Genomic DNA, 18,257 nt, shown 5'->3' on the forward strand with positions numbered 1-18,257 from the left:
ACTCATAACTCCTGACATGCCCGGCCTTTACTCCGGCGACGCGCAGCACGCCAGTACATTGCATCGTAACATATCTGCGGTTTTTGGAGCGGCTCAGTCGCTATCAAACCAGGGCGGCCGGCGCTGATCCAACGCTGACAGGAGACGAAACCGCGGGATGCACAGTGTCTAAACTCCCCGCGGTGTCTGATGCCGAACCGAAAATGAAAAAGCCTGCCGCGGGAGGAGGTGCGGCAGGCTCTTATACGAAACCGAACAGCGACTGGGAGGAGATGCCGCTGTTCCCTCAGGCGTCCCTTGGGAGGAGGAGTGAGGCGCCTGATTCGAAGCCCTGCGGGAGGAGGTGCATGGCTTCGATCTGCTCATCATACGCCCGGCATTATCGTTCACCAGCGCTTATGCTGCAGCGCAGCTATGATGCAGAAGCATTGCTACCTGTCGGGTCTGCATAAATTATAACCAGGTTTTTAACGAGCCCTCCGAGCCACCCGCCAGGGCTAAATATATGTCATTGAGCCTTTCGACTGGCATCGCCGACGGGAGGAACAAACGGGCGCATTCCCGTTGCAGCGTATTGATCCCCATGCGGCGATCTCGGATATTGCGTGCGCCGTCGGCATCCATGTCAACCAGCTCTTCCGGGAGGAGCTTTCCCGATGATACGTCAAAGCAGTATCCTGTGGCCTGGGGAGAACCATTCTGTTGGATGAAGCCGACTTTCGCGAAGTCGCGCGGCAGGGGACACCCACTCCTGCTACCATTTAATTGCATGGCATGCCAATAGCCGGTTGCTGCGGCGCAACATTGATGATTTGATACTTTCGTCGCTAAACTCTTTGCTGGATAATCATCTTGTTAGACGGCCATGATCAAAAACACGTGATCCTGATTGTAGAAGAGAACCGGGGCATCCGCGCAGAGGCGGTAACCGCGTGTAAAGAGTCCGGCTATGGGACAATCGAGGCTTCTAATGGCGCAGATGCGCTGGAGATCCTGGAAAGACGGGACGACGTCAGTCTGGTGTTCACATCCGTTAATATGAAAGGCCCGATAGATGGTGTCCAACTCGCGGTGCGCGTTCATGCAAGATGGCCAAAGCTAGCGATTGTTATGACGTCCGGGGTCGTAAGTCTGCGACAGTCGCTGCTACCGCAACGCTTTAGATTTCTCAGCAAACCATACGCGACCGAGCACTTAATGACATGCTTCAAGCTCCTAATCGAATTCGAACATCGACAAGAAGTCTCGTCCCCACAATGAGGTCTGCAAGGCAGAAACGCGAGCGCCGTTTCGCTGGCCTATCTCTGTGACAGACTGAAAAATCGGGCCGATGGAGGACGCTCGAATTCGACCCCTTTCGCCATGACGCGACGCGGCAGCTTTATCGTCAATGCGCCTTGCAGCGAGCATTCCGTCTGGCGCGATATCGGCAGCGTCGTGCTGATCCAATGGGATCGGCCCGTGAAAATACTTCAAGAGGAAATAGCGTGAAGTCGTAAGTCTAAGTTGTTGAACACGCTCTCAAATCCGGGGCCTTGAACAGATACACCATGCCCCTGTTAAAGGACCAAGAAAATTCCCGAAAATTTTTCCTCATCGATGCCTTGAAACCAAAACTCCGACAACCAGATAATTTTCGCTGGATGCCACAAGGGCCAGCGACAGCAAAGGCGTCGGTTGTCCGGCGTCTTCGTACCATGTTGCTTCAAGGAGGATATGGCTATGGCAACATCTTACGACTATGCACCGCTTTTCCGCTCGAGCGTTGGCTTCGATAGGGTCTTTAACCTTCTGGAAAACGCGCAGCGGGCCCGCTCGATCAGCGATTGGCCGCCTTACGATATCATCAAGTCGGGTGAGGACACCTATCGCATCACTGTCGCCGTCGCCGGCTTCTCGCAGGATGATCTTAACCTCACATTCCAGTCAAACCTGTTGACGATCATCGGAAACAAAGGCGAAACGCAAAGCGAAAGCTATCTGCATCGCGGGATTGCCGGCCGGCCATTCGAACACCGTTTCGAATTGGCCGATCACGTCCGGGTCTCCGGTGCTGATTTAACCAACGGTCTCTTGTCCATCGATCTGGTTCGAGAAATTCCCGAGGCGATGAAGCCACGGAAGATCGATATTCAGACGAATGCGCAACTTGCAAAATCAGCGAGTGCACCGCAGATCGAAACTCAGAAAGCCGCCTGAGGGCTTGATCATCGCAGTGGCGCTGGGAACCAGCGCCCTGCCTACCCTCTCTTTAACAATCGGGCTTTTGAAAGGAGTGCGCCATGAAACCCGATATGTTTAGAACACCTGTAACGGTTCTGGTCGGTCTCGGTATTCCGACGCGGGTCTCCACAGTCATGCATGCCTATCGGCTTCTGCTGGAATGGTCAAATCTGAATGATGATCCAGCTCATGCCGTTGCCGTAAAAACCTGCAAGGCAGCGCTTGCGGGCGAAATAGAGGCGGAGACTGCCCGTAGCGTGTTTGTCGTTTTTGCTGAGAAACACGATCTGCTCGCTCCCGAGATCAGTGCCGTGGTGACATCACGCAACCGGCACAGCAGCGACCCGCACCTGCGATGATCTCATTGCGCCATCGTCTGTGATCCGGCAGACAAGCATAAACCATGGTTGCAATCTATCGCATGCGCCCGGCGAGCAACGCCCCAACGGTTCCGAGGACACCGGGACCCAGGCGCAAAGACCACCTCCATGGGCAGCCTCGACGCCGCGCTCGGCGAGCGCCTCGATCAGTGCCGCACGGCGTTTGGCGTAGAGGTCGCGCGCCCGGTGGCCAAGGCCAAGGCCGAAGGCGAATGGTCACTCGTCAAGGCGGCCGACGGCAAGGAGATGTGGGCTTACGAAGGGAAGCCGCTTTACACCTTCGCCGGGGATAAGAAGCCTGGCGATATGACCGGCGATGGCGTCGGCGGCGTTTGGCATGTCGCCAAGTAGCCCTTCGCACCAGAGCCTTTCGCGCTGATTTCAAAGGCTCGAAACCGGGGATGAGGGCGACGATCTATCCGCGACGCGCCTCATCCCAATCCGACATCGAGACAATCACCCCATCGCCGGCGTTTTCGGAACCGGCATCTGCATCACAACCTCTTCAAGCGTCTCATCCTGATCGTCGCGCTATCGTGGTCTCTTTTGCTTCACCATCCGGCCCCGAATGGTCGCGCGAATACAACTGAATCGCGACAACAGAACCTCATGTCTGTCGACGGAACTGAGTTTGTTCTTGCGCTGTCCATTGGATGGTCGCTAAGGCATGTTGCGTGGTGGTGAGCTTTGTGTGGGACAAGCGACCTCGGCAATAGAATTCGAGAATCGAAGGCAATTCAATGACCGGACAACTTTCTCTTCCTCGTGATCGGATCTCGGTCCTTCTATTGGAAGGGATCAGTCAGAGCGCGGTGGACTACTTTGCGTCTTCCGGCTATGTCAATCTCACTCACTTGCCGAAGGCCCTGGATGACAAGGATCTCAAAAGTCATATAGCCGAAGCGCATATCATCGGAATTCGTTCACGCACGCAGCTCACAGAGGAAATTTTCAGCTCCGCCAAGAAGCTCATTGCCGTCGGCTGCTTTTCTGTAGGAACAAATCAGGTCGACCTGGACGCGGCCCGCCGACGCGGGATTCCCGTGTTCAACGCGCCCTATTCGAATACGCGCTCAGTCGCAGAGCTTGTAATCGGTGAAATCATCATGCTGACCAGGCGGATTTTCCCACGTTCGGCTTCCGCCCATGAAGGCGGATGGGACAAATCCGCGGTTGGTAGTCGTGAGATGCGCGGAAAAACGCTTGGCATCGTGGGCTACGGCAACATTGGTTCGCAGCTTAGCGTTCTTGCGGAAAGCATGGGCATGAACGTGCGCTATTTTGATCCTTCAGACAAGCTTCGCCACGGCAATTCAGAATCGATGGCCACGCTCGGCGAGCTTCTCGAAATCTCGGATTTCGTGACTATGCATGTTCCCGAAACCAGTTCGACGCAAAACATGATAGCCGAGGCCGAGCTGCGCAAAATGAAAAAGGGAGCGCTTTTCATCAATAACTCCCGCGGGACCGTGGTGGATCTCGAAGCGCTTGCGAAGGTTTTGAAGGAAGGACACCTGGCAGGCGCAGCCGTGGACGTGTTCCCGAAGGAGCCGGCATCAAACAACGAGCGTTTCGAAACGCCCCTCCAAGGTTTGGATAATGTCATTCTGACGCCGCATATTGGCGGCTCGACCGAAGAAGCCCAGGAGCGCATCGGCGGGGAAGTCTCCAGGAAGCTTGTGGAGTATTCCGACGTCGGCTCTACTCTAGGCGCGGTCAATTTTCCCCAGGTGCAGCTGCCGCCACGCCCAAACGGCACGCGATTCATCCATGTTCATGAGAATCGTCCTGGCATCCTAAACAGTCTGAACACGATTTTTTCGTCGCGTGGACTTAATATCGTCGGAGAGTTCCTGCAGACACACGGCGTAATGGGTTACGTGGTCATTGAAGTCGAGGGCGTCGGCCAGACGGCCGATGATATCCTTAATGCGCTTCGCCAGATTCCAGGAACGATACGGGCCCGATTGGTTTATTGACGCCGGTGGGAGCTATCACTCGCCCAAGTGTTCTGGCATAGCTGTTATAGCTGAACTCGCAGAAACCTTTATTGGAACTAGCGCCTGCACCAAATGTGCGGGAATGCGGGAATTCGCGTCACACGAGGGCGCGAGGGACGGCAGCCGCAGGAGTTGGCGTGTTAGCGCAGGCTGGACCGACTGCCCCGCGCCATCGCGTTCCGTTTTGAGGCGGAGGCCGCCATCCGCAGCCATCCTCTCAGCAGACGGCCCGTCCTGCATTCGCCTTGCCTTGCCTTTGCCTTGTTAGCGTCACGGAAGCAGTCATATAAGGCGCGATGAATTCAGATTCCAAGATATTCGTTGGCTTGCGACCTCTCCGCAAGAAGACAGATTCGAACCGGGAGCCGGATGGTCCCAAATGCCAATGGGACGGGTGCCAAAAGGGCGGTATTCACCGCGCTCCCGTTGGACGGGATGCAGAGGGATTGTATCTGCTCTTCTGTGCCGAGCATATGAAGGACTATGGCAGAGGCTACAATTTTGCGAGCAATCTGTCCGATCCTGTCGTCGCTCGCTATCAGAGAGAAGCGGCAAGCGGCGCCCGTCCGACATGGGGAAGCAGGATCCGTCAGCCGGCGGAGGCAGCGCTCCCCTTCACGGTCCGATCTGGTTCTGCAAAGGCGATGAATGCCCGCAGAAACGCTGCAGAACGTCAGGCGGCAAGAGCGGATCTCCAACGACGCAAGCTGAAAGTGCTGGAGGCCAAAGCGTTCGAAACACTCGGCCTTCTGGCGGAGGCAAGCCCCGAGCAAATCAGAAGCCGCTATCAGCAGGAGCTAAAGATGCACCATCCTGACGCCAACAGCGGAGATCGGAATTCGGAGGACGAGCTTCGGGCTGCGATCGACGCCTATAAGATCCTAAAATTGAACGGCTTTTGCTGAACAAAAAGAGCGCTGGCGAGCAGCGGCTCAGCCTCGACTACCTGCCCGGCCGCACGAGCGGGCCCCGATCTTGAAACCGACACCCCATTGTGTTGAAACCTTGGTCCAACCGCCGATCGATCGACCTTAAATCTGCAAGCGGGGCTTGCACGATCTCTGTCTAGTACGGCGGGCTTTGGCAGCCAAGCCCCCTGATCTTCTTTTCGGATTTGGGCATTTGTCGCTTGGGGCTTAACCGCAAGAGTTTCAGCTTAACGAGTGAAGTCGGTCCGCCTGCTCGTACTCTGCTTGCATCAGGGATTCTTGCGCTGTGATCCCGCGATCATCGCGTTCAAACGACGGTGCAGCGCAGGCGGCTCAACCTCCATCCGTACATTGCCAAGGGCGTAGCACATTGCGGGAGAGAACGGCATCAAGGCCCCAGGATATCGAGCAGAGTGTCGGACATCATATTCTCCAACGGATCGACGCCCAACTGGCCCAGTGCCTTTTCATGCTCGGGCAGCTTCGCTTTCGCAACAATGGCGAGAACGCGTTTCAATATGACGCCTCGCAGATCATGATGCAAACTCGTCGACCACCACCACCCATCGACATCTGCAAGATAAGCCGACACATAGGTTTCTGCTGTCAACTGCGGCGGCCTTGAGTTTTTCGAGCGCGAGCTGCTCAAGCAGCGCCGGATCCTGCAGCCATCCACCCTGATCTTGCTCGAATAGATCACGCATGAGCACGCCGCCGGCAGCTTCATACATATTGACGCCGACATAGACGGCGCGGCGGTCACTGGCGCGGATCGCGGTTTCGGTCAGCAGCCGGCGGATATAATATGGCTCGCGGCTGTGCGACCGCGAGATCGTATCCCAGACCTGCTCCTGGCGGACATGATCGTTGGTGATCGAGAACGCCATGATCTGCTCGAGCTTCATTACGTCTTCGGTGTAGAGATCGAGAAGCCGCGGCGAGACGGTCGCAAGCCGCAGGCGCTGCCTCACCGTGGCGACCGAGACGAAGAACCGCGCGGCGATCTCTTCCTCATCGAGTCCCTGTTCCCGCAGCGTCTGGAAGACTCGGAACTGATCGAGCGGATGCAGGCCGACGCGCTGAACGTTTTCGGCAAGGGAGTCTTCTTCGGCCGATGTCTCGTCGCCTCGCTTGACGACGCACGGGATCGGCTCATCCTTCGCCATGCGCTTCTGCTTCACGAGCAGTTCGAGTGCCCGATAGCGCCGGCCGCCGGCGGGAACTTCGTAGGTGCCGGTCTCCTCTCCGGCCTCAGCGAGAACCGGGCGGACGCTCAGGCTCTGGAGGAGTTTGCGACGGGCGATATCCTCAGCAAGATCCTCAATCGACACTCCCGTCTTGATGTTGCGGACGTTTTTCTGCGAGAGCACGAGCTTGTCGAAAGCGATGTCTTCCGATCGGTTGAGGGTGATTTTCTGAATGGCTTTGGCCATGTCATTTCTCCATGACGGACCGGCTGGAGCCTCTCTCCAATCCTGTCAATCCGTCACAGCTTTCCCTTCCCTCCTCTTCCTCTCTCCTCCTCGCTAACTGGCCAGCACTAGTCTCGCCGGTCGCGCCGCTCCCTGAGCCGCCCTCGCCACTCTCGCAGGGAGCCGAGCCGAGTATGCTCTTTCGCTCTTTCGCTGTTTCACTGAAAGACAGTTCCTCGCATGCTCATGCTCAGTGCCAAAGAATCCTATCCGTATTTGATCGAACGCCAGAGCCGCTCGACGAAGACGTTGTCGCGCCGTGCACCCTGGCCATCCATCGAGATTTCAATCCCGGCCTTCTTCAGCACCGCCGTGAAGTCGATTGAGGTAAACTGCGACCCCCGGTCAGTATTGAAGATGTCTGGCTTGTCATATCGGCAAAGAGCTTCCTCATCCGCCTCGAAGGCCGTCTTCATCGTGATCGATAGCCGCCACGACAGAACCGATCAACGATAACGAAGAGAAAGACGAAGCCCCCCGCCATGGGGATGTACGTCAGGTCCAATGCCCACACCTGGGTGGGTCTGGTGACCGCCAGCTTCCCGAGCAATAGACTGACCAGGCGCAGGTTTAGACGCGTTGGGACGACAGTAAATCGCCTCAATGCCCATCTTCTTCATCAGCGTCGCAACATGGAGCCGCCGTGACTGAAGCCGAGAAGCTTCGCCTGGCGGACAACGGACAGTTTGTGCTCGCGGTTGATCATTCCTTTCCGCTCAGCAGCCCGGCTTTGCCGAGCGCACCGGATAAAAACATTCGCTAACGTCAGCTCCCAATCTTGGCGTGCAGGATTTTAATTATCGACGGTCGGAGCCGCCGGTTCGGCTTTGGCGTCATCGCCGAAAACGCCTGTCGCTCCCTCAAGGAGCTGGTCTTTCCACTGTTTAGTCTGATTGGCTTGTCCGTCGAACTGCAGGGATAATTCCACAAGCGCTGTTAACCTCTGACGGCGGCAAGCGCCACCTTTGCCTTGAGAGCCGGGGCGATGGTTCCGCCGCGATCGTCTCGAAACCTCCGCAGTCGTCTCAGCGTATTTCCAATAAGGACGTCGCGCCGCCGCAATCGTACTGCGGCCGGAACTGGAAATCCTTAAAACAAACGATGCAAGCAGCGGCCGTATGACCGCTTAGCGATCGTTCCTCATGGCGGCTCGGAGCACATCATTGATGCGGTCTTGCCAGCCCGGGCCATCCTCCTGAAAATAGACGAGCACGTCGCTGTCGAGCTTCAGGGTGACCTGCTCCTTGACGTTCGGCAGCGCCGGCCGCGCGACGGGTGGTGCGGCGGCGACCTTTTTGGCGGGCTTGAACAAGGCTTCCGCGGCATGAAGCGCATTGACTGGGCGGCGTGGGGTTTTGGTCACGTTTCTCTCCAATGGTTCGCTCATTCCGCGGTCAGGCAGTCTTTCAAAGGGTTGATCGTCCGCCGGGACGCTTCCGGGTCGTTGACCTGCTCCGGTCATGGCAACGACCCCTGTTTTAGAAAGCGACCGCTCCTGCAGCAGTGCGTTGTATCGACCACGAATCTCACTTGACCATTAGAGGATACCAAATCCAGCCGGCTTGGTAAGGCGTTGGAAAGCTGGGCCTCGTTCCGGAGCCGCACGATGTGTAGCCGATTCTCATGTTGTGAATGTTCTACGTTTCAGCAGACCGAAAAACAGTCGTGTTAGCGCTGATGTTGGCTTGTTGAACACGGACAAGACTTCCAGCCCGCCCATAAGATCAAACAGATCGCAGCCATGGCTGGAGGGCAAGCCGTCCGGTATCGTGGGTGCAGGGCGAAAGAGCTCCGCGCCATCGCAGGCGCGGTGCCTTTGTCGATCTCATCAAGAGGCGAGAACGCCGCTCTTCTTGGCGGTCCAGGTGGCGATATAATCCATCAGGCCGGGATTGAGGCAATCGTACGGTTCGATACCGGATGCTTTCAGCTGCGCTCTGACGGCGTCCATCTTGGCAGGATCGAAGCCGCTTTCGATGATCGACGACACGAAGGCCGCAAAGCCGGGCTTTGCCCAGCCGGTTTCCTGGAAGCGCTCCGGATGGACGAAGGACAATCCCTGGAACGGGTGTTCGCGCTCGACCGGCCCGTACATATGCACGCCGCATTCCTTGCAGGCATGCCGCTGGATCAAGGCCGCGGCATCGACGACGGCGAGCTTGTTGCCGTTCTCGAGCACTTCGACGTTCTCGGTCGGCGCAACCGCCACCACCGAAAAGGCCGCACCCTCGGGCTTCCAGCATTTGGTGCAGCCGCAGGCGTGATTGTGGGCGATATCGCCCTTGATCCTGACCTTGACCGGATTGCTCGCGCATTTGCACACCAGCGTCCCACCGGCAAAGGCAGCGTCAGTCGCTCGAAAGCCTGAATCCACGGCCGGATGAATGGCTATGCTCATTGATGTTCTCCTTCCCTCCTTGGCCGTTTGCGTTATGCCCGGCCGAGCTCTGCAATCAATTCCCCAACCTCTGCGCATGCCAGCGCAGATGGTCCTCCATGAATGTCGAAATGAAAAAGTAGGAGTGGCCGTAGCCTTCCTGCATGCGCAGCGTCAGCGGAATGCCCGCTGCCTCGCAGGCCTGCCTGAGCTCGTCGGGACGCAGGCCGTCCTCCAGGAAACTGTCGGCCGTCCCCTGGTCGACGAAGAGTTCCGGGCACCGGCGACCGTCTTCGATCAACGAGCAGGCATCATAGGCCCGCCAGGTCTTCTCATCGGGCCCAAGATATTTCCGCAAAGCCGGTTTCGACCAGCCGGAGACCGAGGGATGGCTGATCGGCGCGAAGGCCGAGCAGCTCTTGAAGCGGTCCGGGTTCTTGAGCGCGATGGTGATCGCGCCATGTCCGCCCATCGAATGGCCGAAGATTGCCTGGCGGTCCATGTCGACGGGAAATTCCGCGGCAAGGAGGCGCGGCAGCTCGTCGGCGATGTAGCTGTACATGCGATAATTCGTTGAAAACGGCGGCTCGGTGGCATCGACATAAAAGCCGGCCCCCTTGCCGAACTGCCAATTGTCCGGCTCATCCGGAACGTGGTCGCCGCGGGGACTGGTATCCGGGCAGACGACGATCAGTCCGAGCTCGGCGGCAAGCCGCCGATATTCGCCCTTGTCCATGACATTGGCATGCGTGCAGGTCAGGCCGGACAGGTACCACAGCACCGGGCAATTGCCCTTGGCTGCCTGCGGCGGCACGTATACCGCAAATGTCATGTCGCAGTCGCAGGCCTCGGAGCGACTGACATAGACCCCTTGAGTGCCGCCATGAGACTTCTCGGTCGAGATGGTTTTCATGGCTTAGTAGACCACCACGCCGCGGATGCTTTCGCCCTTGTGCATCATGTCGAAGCCCTTGTTGATGTCTTGGAGTGGCATGGTGTGGGTGATCATCGGGTCGATCTGGATCTTGCCCTGCATGTACCAGTCGACGATCTTCGGCACGTCGGTACGCCCGCGCGCGCCGCCGAAGGCGGTGCCCATCCAGTTGCGGCCGGTGACCAGCTGGAACGGACGGGTGGAGATCTCCTGGCCGGCGCCGGCAACGCCGATGATGATCGACTTGCCCCAGCCGCGGTGGGAGGCCTCGAGCGCCTGGCGCATCACCTTGGTGTTGCCGGTGCAGTCGAAGGTATAGTCGGCGCCGCCGATCAGGTCGCCATTACGCTTGGTCATATTGACAAGATGGGGCACGATGTCGTCGCCAACCTCCTTCGGATTGACGAAATGCGTCATGCCGAACTTTTCGCCCCAGGCCTTGCGGTCATTGTTGATGTCGACGCCGATGATCATGTCGGCGCCGGCAAGCCTGAGGCCCTGCAGCACGTTGAGGCCGATGCCGCCGAGACCGAAGACGATCGCCGTCGAACCGATCTCGACCTTGGCGGTGTTGATCACCGCGCCGATGCCGGTGGTCACGCCGCAGCCGATATAGCAGATCTTGTCGAAGGGCGCGTCGGGATTGACCTTGGCAAGGGCGATCTCCGGCAGCACGGTAAAATTGGCGAAGGTCGAGCAGCCCATGTAATGATGGATCTTGTCCTTGCCGATCGAGAAGCGCGAGGTGCCATCCGGCATCACACCCTGGCCCTGGGTCGATCGGATCGCGGTGCAGAGATTGGTCTTGCGGGAAAGGCAGGAATAACATTCGCGGCATTCCGGCGTGTAGAGCGGGATGACGTGGTCGCCCTTCTTGACCGAGGTCACACCTGGACCGACATCGACGACGATACCGGCACCCTCATGGCCGAGGATCGCCGGAAACAGACCTTCCGGATCGGCGCCCGACAGGGTGAAATCGTCGGTGTGGCAGATGCCGGTCGCCTTGACCTCGACCAGCACTTCGCCGGCCCGCGGGCCTTCCAGCTGCACGGTCATCACTTCGAGCGGTTTTCCTGCCTGAACGGCAACAGCGGCGCGAACGTCCATCTTGATATCCTTCCTCGTAAATTGAATTCTGACTGCTAGATATTCGGATAGGCTGGCCTCGCCGCCGGCTTTCGCCGATCGCTGCCAAAACCAACCCGATCACGTCTCCGGCTCAACCTGGCACCAGACCGCGAGAAGCGGCCTTGCCGTGCATCTTATCGCGAATGATTGCCCGGCATCGTTTGCGAAAACAGTGCCGGTCGCGGCAGAGAACCACTGCGAATTGCCAAGGCAGATTTCTCCAGGCGAAAACAGGATGAAGGCCCGCGGCTGCGTCTGAACATGATCGGGAAACCGGGTGTAGCGGTCCATATAGATCACGCCGACCCTCAGATCGGCGCGCTCCTCCATGCCGCCGGGGCCGACCACGACAGCATGAGAATGCGTATTGCCGAAATTCAGGCTTGCAAACGGGCCCGAGCGGCCGCGCCGCCAGAGCAGGCTGTCGGCAAGACTTCTGAATTGGCCGGCGATCGCCTCGTATTTCCGTCCTGATTTCGCAAGATGGTCGATGGCGTCGTCAAGCCCTTCCGGCGCGCCGGCACGAGGCCCGCTCTCCAAAGGACGCACCTTGCCGGTTTTGAGCAGTTTCTGCAGAACCTTGCCCGCGACGAAACTGGCGACGGCTGGGGCGTCGGCCGACAACATTAGGCCGCCGACGTCGTTCAGGAATTCCTGCAACGGCCGAGGACGCCTTTCCCTGCCGATGTCGTGCAGCCGTATATAGGCCGGCTTTTCCTCATCGTTCAGAAGAAGATCGGCCCCACGTTTGATTGGACGTCCCACCGCGCGCGCCACGTTCAATCCCCTCGCTTAGAGCGCCTTTTCCAATTCCGGCAGAGCCTCGAACAGATCGGCGACGAGGCCATAGTCGGCGACCTGGAAGATCGGCGCCTCCTCGTCCTTGTTGATGGCGACGATCACCTTACTGTCCTTCATGCCGGCCAGATGCTGGATCGCCCCGGAGATGCCGGCGGCGATATAAAGCTGCGGGGCGACGACCTTGCCGGTCTGGCCGACCTGCCAGTCATTCGGCGCATAACCGGCATCGACGGCCGCACGCGATGCGCCGACGGCAGCCCCGAGCTTGTCGGCAAGCGGTAGGATGACTTCCTTGAACTTTTCCGCAGAGCCGAGTGCCCGGCCGCCGGAAAGGATGATCTTCGCCGAGGTCAGCTCCGGCCGGTCGGAGGCCGACAGCGCATCCTTCACGAAACGTGACAGACCCGGATCGGAGACCGCCGGGATGGTCTCCACTGTTGCGGAACCGCCTTCAGCTGCTGAGGCAAACGAGGCGGTGCGGACGGTGATGACCTTCTTGGCATCGCTTGATTGTACCGTCTGGATGGCATTGCCGGCATAGATCGGCCGCTTGAAGGTATCGGGGCTGACGACCTCGATGATCTCCGAGACCTGGGCGACATCAAGCAGGGCAGCGACGCGCGGCAGCACGTTCTTGCCGACCGAGGTGGCGGCCGAGAGGATGGTGTCGTAGGAGCCGGCCAGCGAGACGATCAGGTCGGCAAGCGGTTCGGCGAGATTGTTGGCAAGCGCGTCGCTTTCGGCCAGCAGCACCTTGGAGACGCCGGCGAGTTTGGCAGCCGCATCGGCCGCAGCCTTGGCGCCCTTGCCGGCAACGAGGATGTGGATATCGGAGCCGATCTGGCTTGCTGCCGTCAGCGCCTTGGCGGTCTGGTCGGAAAGGCTGACATTGTCGTGGTCGGCCAGAAGAAGAATGGTCATGATGGTTGCTCCTGTTCCTGCCCGATTACAGCACGCCGGCTTCGTTCTTCAATTTGTCGATCAGTTCGGCGACCGACTTGACCTTGACGCCGGCCTTGCGGCCGCTGGGCTCTTCGGTCTTCAGCACCTTCAGCCGCGGCGCGGTGGAGACGCCGAAATCATCAGGCGACTTCTTGTCGAGCGGCTTCTTCTTCGCCTTCATGATATTCGGCAGCGAGGCATAACGTGGTTCGTTCAGCCTGAGGTCCGAGGTGACCACCGCCGGCAGCTTGATCTCGATCGTCTGCAGGCCGCCGTCGACCTCGCGGGTGACCTCAGCCTTGCCATCGCCGATCTCGATCTTCGAGGCGAAGGTCGCCTGGGCCGAACCCAGAAGTGCGGCCAGCATCTGGCCGGTCTGGTTGGAATCATCGTCGATCGCCTGCTTGCCGACAATAATCAGCCCCGGCTGTTCGGCATCGGCGACGCCTTTGAGGATCTTGGCGACCGCCAGCGGCTCGACTTGATCGTCGGTCTCGACCAGGATCGCCCGGTCGGCGCCCATGGCAAGAGCCGTGCGCAGCGTCTCCTCGGCCTTGGCCGGGCCGATCGACACCACCACCACTTCCTCAGCCTTGCCGGCTTCCTTCAGACGCAGCGCCTCTTCCACCGAGATCTCGTCGAACGGGTTCATCGACATCTTCACATTGGCAAGCTCGACACCGGAACCATCCGGCTTCACCCGGATCTTCACGTTGTAGTCGACGACGCGCTTGACGGGCACGAGAATCTTCATTTGCAAAACCCCTTTATGTCTAGACTGCCGGCCATCAATGCGGCCGTTCGGCAAGCAGCGCCCAGAAGGCGAAGAGCGGTGTGTCCACCGACCTCATGGCATGTTTGATCCCGGGGATATTGTAGAACGATCCGCCGATACCAGGCGAAAACCAGTCCCCCTCCCCTTGCTGAAATTCCCCCTCGGAAAGCACAAGATAAACTTCCTCCGGCGGGTGGTCGTGATCGGGATAGCGCACGTGCGGCGCCAGCAATGTCACACCCAGCCACAGGTCGCTCCGCTCCTCCAATCCTCCCGGGCCGACGATCATGGCATTGGCATGCCCATCGACGAAATTGTCGCCGGCGGTGTGGTCATACTTGGTGCGCCGGCGCCATTCAAGCATCGGCTCGATGCCTTTGAACGCCTCAATCAATCGCGCCAGTGAGGGATCATAGGAGGGATCAACCGCAAGCGCCACATCAAGCTGAGCGCAGACGGGCAACCGGCTTCCCTGCCCCGCACGTGCGATCCCCGGCCGCTCCAGCGCCGCGAAAAATTGACGGATCGAGCGCCGGGACTCCGGGGCTTTCGCGAACTGATCAAAAGCCAGAGACGCAGCATCCACGAAACGCTGGAGGCTTTCTTCACGCAAACTCATATCATCCCCCGAAATGAGCGACCGACGAGCGGCCGCTCCTGCGATCATATATCCTTGGCGATGCGCAGGCCGTCATAAATGGCGGCATGCGTATTGCGCGCAGCGACAGCATCGCCGATCCGAAACAGCTGGAACTTGCCCTCAGGATTGCGCATGACGGACTGCGGCTCCCCAGAAAGAAGCTGGTCGTGCGACACCTCGCCGAGATTGCTGGAGCTGGGCTTCAGCTCGAAATAGAGTTCGTCGAGCGGGATGGTCCCGTGATTGACGACGATCTGGTCGAAGCTGCTCTGCTTGGCAATCCCGCCGTAATCGCTGCCGACATGGGCGACGAGCTGGTTGCCGCTCTTTTCGACGGCCTCCAGGCGATAGGTGACGGTGAAGGTGACGTCATGCTTCTGCAGGGAGCGCATATAGGGCACCAGGTTCATCGCCATGACTTCGGGCGCGAAGGACCGGTCCGGCGTCATGATCTCGACCTTGGCGCCCGCCTTCGCAAGAAACTCCGCCGCCTGAAGGCCGGCATGGTCGCCGGCATCGTCGAAGATTAGTACATTGGTGCCGGGCTTCACATCGCCGGAGATGATGTCCCAGGAAGAGACCACCAGCTCGTTGCCGCGCGAGAGAACCTCGGTATGCGGCAAGCCGCCGGTCGCGATGATGACGACGTCGGGGTTCTCGGCTGCGATCGTGTCGGCTTCCGCCCAGCTATTGAAGTGGAAGGTGACGTCGTATTTCTCGCACTGGCTCATGCGCCAGTCGATGATGCTGATCATTTCCCTGCGGCGCTCGCTCTGCGCGGTGAGCCGGATCTGGCCGCCGGCATTGTTCGCCGCTTCGAAGACGACGACCTGGTGGCCGCGCTCTCCGGCGACGCGCGCCGCTTCCAGACCGGCCGGGCCGGCGCCGACGATGACGACCTTTTTCCTGGCGTCGGCCTTCGCTACGATATGCGGCATGGTCAGTTCGCGGCCGGTCGCGGCATTGTGGATACAGTAGGCGGCTCCGCCCTGGTAGATACGATCGAGACAGTAATTGGCGCCGACGCAGGGACGGATATCGTCTTCCCGCTTTTCGATGATCTTGCGGACGATGTGCGGGTCGGTCATGTGGGCGCGGGTCATGCCGACCATGTCGACCTTGCCGGCCGCGATTGCGTGGCGGGCGGTGGCGACGTCGGGAATCTTCGCCGCATGGAAGGTCGGGAAGTCGGTCGCGGCGCGAATTTCACCGGCGAAGTCGAGATGCGGCGAATTCGCCATGCCCTGGATCGGGATCACGTCGGTGAGACCCGCGTCGGTATCGATGTGGCCGCGGATCACGTTCAGGTAATCGATGAGGCCGCTTTCCTTCAGGCGCTTGGAGATTTCGATGCCTTCGGCCTTGCCGGTGCCGCCGGGAAGACATTCGTCGGCGGTGTAGCGCAGGCCGAGAATGAAATCGTCGCCCACCCTTTTCCGGATCGCCTTGAATACGTCGAAACAGAAACGCAGACGATTGTCGAGCGAGCCGCCATAGGGGCCATCGAGCTCGTTGGTGAGCGGAGACACGAACTGGTCGATCAGGTGACCGTAGGCCTCGAGTTCAACGCCGTCCATGCCGCCCGCCTTCATGCGTTCGGCCGCGTCGGCGAAATCCTTGATGATGCGCTCGATATCCCAATCTTCCATCTTCTTCGGGAAGGCGCGGTGCGAAGCCTCGCGATGATGCGAGGGGGCGAGGACCGGCAGCCAGTCACCCTTGTCCCAGCGCGTGCGCCGACCGAGATGGGTCAACTGGATCATGATCGCCGCACCCTCTTCGTGCACGGCGTCGGTCATCTCCCTGATCCAGGGAACGATCTCGTCCTTATAGGCAAGCAGGTTGTTGAAGACCGGCGGGCTATCTTTGGAGACGGCCGCCGAGCCCGCCGTCATCGTCAAAGCCACCCCGCCCTTTGCCCGCTCCACCGTATAGGCGCGATACTTCTCCTTCGGCATCCCGTCTTCCGGATAGGCCGGCTCGTGAGACGTCACGATGATACGGTTGCGCAACTTCAAATGCTTGAGCTGATAGGGCTGCAGAAGGGGATCATTCGACATGGGCCGTGGTTCCGGATTAAAACATCGAGGGAGACGCTAAGCGTAATGTACATAGGTGTCAACGATGAAAACAGTTAAGTCTCTAATTTCGACACTGGTGTACATTTTCCTTGTGCACGGCTCCATAATTTGATAGGAGATAAGGCATGGATCAGGCTTTGAACGATACTGGCTGGCGCGGATCGCAGGAGGGATGGCTGGAAGCAGCTTATCACTCCCTGTTGGAATCCGGCGTGGATTCGGTGAAGATTCTGCCGCTGGCAAAGAAGCTCAATCTCTCGCGCACGAGCTTCTACTGGTTCTTCAAGGACCGGGAGGAACTGCTGAGCGCGCTCGTGGCGCTATGGCGCGAAAAAAACACCGGCAACATCGTCAAGCGGTCCGAAGCCTATGCGGAATCGCTGGCCGAGGCGATGCTCAACGTCTTCGATTGCTGGCTCGACAACGATCTGTTCGACGCGAAGTTCGAGTTTGCCGTGCGCAGCTGGGCGCTGCAATCCGACGAGCTTCTCGCAGAGGTCCAGCAGGCTGATCAGCTCCGGCTGGAGGCGCTGAAGCGCATGTTCATGCGGTTCGGGTTACCAGAAACGACATCGGATGTCAGAGCGCGCACAACGTACCTTGTGCAGATCGGATATATCTCCATGCAATCAAGGGAGGAACTCGCCGTCCGCATGAAACGGATTCCGGAATATATTGCGATCTACACGGGCGAAGTGCCGCAGCAGAGGGAGCTTGATCGCTTCTTCTCCCGGCATGGCTACAGGCCCGGTTAAAGGAGACCCGGATGAGCGTTTCCTTGAGGATCGGCATCATTGGCGGCGGCGGCTGGCTGGGCGGAGCAATCGCCGGCTCGATTGTCGATGCCGGCCTGGTCGAGTCTGGAAATCTCTCGCTCTCCTATCGCAGTCAGCAGCCGGATCGCTTCCCGAATTCTTTCTGGACCTCCGACAATCAGGCGCTTGCCGACCGCTCGGACGTGATCCTTCTGTCCGTTCGGCCCGATGACTGGCGCACCCTTGATGTCGATGCTGGCGGCAAGCTCGTCATTTCGGTCATGGCGGGCATCGGTCTCGCCGCCCTTTCGCAACGGCATAAGACCGGTCGTGTTGTCCGCGCCCTGCCGAATGCCGGCGCCGAAGTGGCCAAGTCCTATACGCCCTGGATCGCTGCGGGCGACATTACCGAAGGCGACCGCGCCATCGTCCGCGCCATTTTCGAGGCCTGCGGCTCACAAGACGAGGTCGAAAGGGAAAGCGACATCGACTACCTCACCGGCCTTTCCGGTTCCGGACCGGCGTTCCCGGCGCTGCTTGCGGCTGCCATGATGAGCGATGCCGTCGCCCACGGCCTGCCGGCCGAGATTGCGCGCCGCGCTGTCAATACGGTGATATCGGGCGCTGGCCGCCTTCTAGAGCGCCGAGACGAGTGCCCGGATGATGTCGTTCAAACCTTTCTTGACTATCGCGGCACGACTGCGGCGGCCATCGACAGCATGCGCGCTGCGGGATTCGACGCTTCGGTTGCCAAGGGATTGTCGGCAGCATTTCAGAAATCGGTGAGTATGGGAAAGGTTTCCTGACGACCGTTGGG

General features: G+C 59.2%; 17 protein-coding genes and 4 pseudogenes. 9 read left to right on the forward strand and 12 right to left on the reverse strand.

Annotated features, from left to right (window positions below; translation table 11 throughout):
• Window positions 1-879: 879 nt before the first annotated feature.
• From CO657_RS27310 to CO657_RS27340, 7 genes and pseudogenes are all read left to right on the forward strand, one after another.
• Window positions 880-1,260, forward strand: coding sequence for a response regulator (locus tag CO657_RS27310; RefSeq protein WP_245292986.1), 381 nt, complete (start codon window positions 880-882; stop codon window positions 1,258-1,260).
• 114 nt (window positions 1,261-1,374) lie between these two features.
• Window positions 1,375-1,491, forward strand: a pseudogene (locus CO657_RS37620) (cupin domain-containing protein); the annotation flags it as partial.
• A 231-nt stretch (window positions 1,492-1,722) separates the two neighbouring features.
• Window positions 1,723-2,199: an Hsp20 family protein gene (locus tag CO657_RS27320; protein WP_054183837.1), complete on the forward strand. Its 477-nt coding sequence runs from the start codon at window positions 1,723-1,725 to the stop codon at window positions 2,197-2,199.
• Between the two features lie 83 nt (window positions 2,200-2,282).
• Complete coding sequence (locus tag CO657_RS27325) at window positions 2,283-2,582, forward strand: DUF982 domain-containing protein (RefSeq protein WP_082366299.1); 300 nt, start codon at window positions 2,283-2,285, stop codon at window positions 2,580-2,582.
• A gap of 210 nt (window positions 2,583-2,792) precedes the next feature.
• Window positions 2,793-2,954 (forward strand): annotated as a pseudogene (locus tag CO657_RS27330) (COG4315 family predicted lipoprotein); the annotation flags it as partial.
• 389 nt (window positions 2,955-3,343) lie between these two features.
• On the forward strand, window positions 3,344-4,582 hold the full coding sequence (serA, locus tag CO657_RS27335; protein ID WP_054183835.1) for a phosphoglycerate dehydrogenase: 1,239 nt from the start codon (window positions 3,344-3,346) through the stop codon (window positions 4,580-4,582).
• 317 nt (window positions 4,583-4,899) lie between these two features.
• Window positions 4,900-5,508 carry a J domain-containing protein gene (locus CO657_RS27340; protein WP_054183834.1) on the forward strand — a complete coding sequence of 203 codons (609 nt, stop codon included), beginning with the start codon at window positions 4,900-4,902 and terminating at the stop codon, window positions 5,506-5,508.
• 412 nt (window positions 5,509-5,920) lie between these two features.
• Here CO657_RS27340 and CO657_RS37970 read toward each other — a convergent pair whose 3' ends face one another.
• From CO657_RS37970 to CO657_RS27400, 12 genes and pseudogenes are all read right to left on the reverse strand, one after another.
• Complete coding sequence (locus CO657_RS37970; protein ID WP_280950485.1) at window positions 5,921-6,049, reverse strand: hypothetical protein; 129 nt, start codon at window positions 6,047-6,049, stop codon at window positions 5,921-5,923.
• A 94-nt stretch (window positions 6,050-6,143) separates the two neighbouring features.
• Window positions 6,144-6,965: pseudogene (locus tag CO657_RS27350) on the reverse strand (ParB/RepB/Spo0J family partition protein); the annotation flags it as partial.
• 251 nt (window positions 6,966-7,216) lie between these two features.
• Window positions 7,217-8,067 (reverse strand): annotated as a pseudogene (locus tag CO657_RS27355) (DDE-type integrase/transposase/recombinase); the annotation flags it as partial.
• Window positions 8,068-8,130: 63 nt separating this feature from the next.
• A complete protein-coding gene (locus tag CO657_RS27360; protein ID WP_054183833.1) occupies window positions 8,131-8,367 on the reverse strand; it encodes a BrnA antitoxin family protein in 237 nt (78 codons plus the stop codon).
• Between the two features lie 465 nt (window positions 8,368-8,832).
• Window positions 8,833-9,402, reverse strand: coding sequence for an S-(hydroxymethyl)glutathione synthase (gene gfa, locus CO657_RS27365; protein ID WP_054183832.1), 570 nt, complete (start codon window positions 9,400-9,402; stop codon window positions 8,833-8,835).
• A gap of 55 nt (window positions 9,403-9,457) precedes the next feature.
• Complete coding sequence (gene fghA / locus CO657_RS27370) at window positions 9,458-10,294, reverse strand: S-formylglutathione hydrolase (protein WP_054183831.1); 837 nt, start codon at window positions 10,292-10,294, stop codon at window positions 9,458-9,460.
• A gap of 3 nt (window positions 10,295-10,297) precedes the next feature.
• Window positions 10,298-11,425, reverse strand: a complete 1,128-nt coding sequence (locus tag CO657_RS27375; RefSeq protein WP_012555864.1) for an S-(hydroxymethyl)glutathione dehydrogenase/class III alcohol dehydrogenase — start codon at window positions 11,423-11,425, stop codon at window positions 10,298-10,300.
• A gap of 99 nt (window positions 11,426-11,524) precedes the next feature.
• A complete protein-coding gene (locus tag CO657_RS27380; protein ID WP_054183964.1) occupies window positions 11,525-12,223 on the reverse strand; it encodes a dimethylsulfonioproprionate lyase family protein in 699 nt (232 codons plus the stop codon).
• Window positions 12,224-12,238: 15 nt separating this feature from the next.
• A complete protein-coding gene (locus tag CO657_RS27385; RefSeq protein ID WP_054183830.1) occupies window positions 12,239-13,168 on the reverse strand; it encodes an electron transfer flavoprotein subunit alpha/FixB family protein in 930 nt (309 codons plus the stop codon).
• A 25-nt stretch (window positions 13,169-13,193) separates the two neighbouring features.
• The gene (locus tag CO657_RS27390) at window positions 13,194-13,943 is read right to left on the reverse strand and encodes an electron transfer flavoprotein subunit beta/FixA family protein (protein ID WP_054183829.1); all 750 of its coding nucleotides are present in this window, start codon (window positions 13,941-13,943) and stop codon (window positions 13,194-13,196) included.
• Between the two features lie 34 nt (window positions 13,944-13,977).
• Window positions 13,978-14,583, reverse strand: a complete 606-nt coding sequence (locus tag CO657_RS27395) for a dimethylsulfoniopropionate lyase (protein WP_054183828.1) — start codon at window positions 14,581-14,583, stop codon at window positions 13,978-13,980.
• Window positions 14,584-14,627: 44 nt separating this feature from the next.
• Complete coding sequence (locus tag CO657_RS27400) at window positions 14,628-16,664, reverse strand: NADH:flavin oxidoreductase (protein ID WP_054183827.1); 2,037 nt, start codon at window positions 16,662-16,664, stop codon at window positions 14,628-14,630.
• 146 nt (window positions 16,665-16,810) lie between these two features.
• Here CO657_RS27400 and CO657_RS27405 point away from each other — a divergent pair, with 146 nt between their 5' ends.
• Complete coding sequence (locus tag CO657_RS27405; protein WP_054183826.1) at window positions 16,811-17,440, forward strand: TetR/AcrR family transcriptional regulator; 630 nt, start codon at window positions 16,811-16,813, stop codon at window positions 17,438-17,440.
• An 11-nt stretch (window positions 17,441-17,451) separates the two neighbouring features.
• On the forward strand, window positions 17,452-18,246 hold the full coding sequence (locus CO657_RS27410; RefSeq protein ID WP_054183825.1) for a pyrroline-5-carboxylate reductase family protein: 795 nt from the start codon (window positions 17,452-17,454) through the stop codon (window positions 18,244-18,246).
• Window positions 18,247-18,257: the final 11 nt, after the last annotated feature.

The sequence above is a fragment of the Rhizobium acidisoli genome (genome assembly GCF_002531755.2).
GTDB lineage: Bacteria > Pseudomonadota > Alphaproteobacteria > Rhizobiales > Rhizobiaceae > Rhizobium > Rhizobium acidisoli.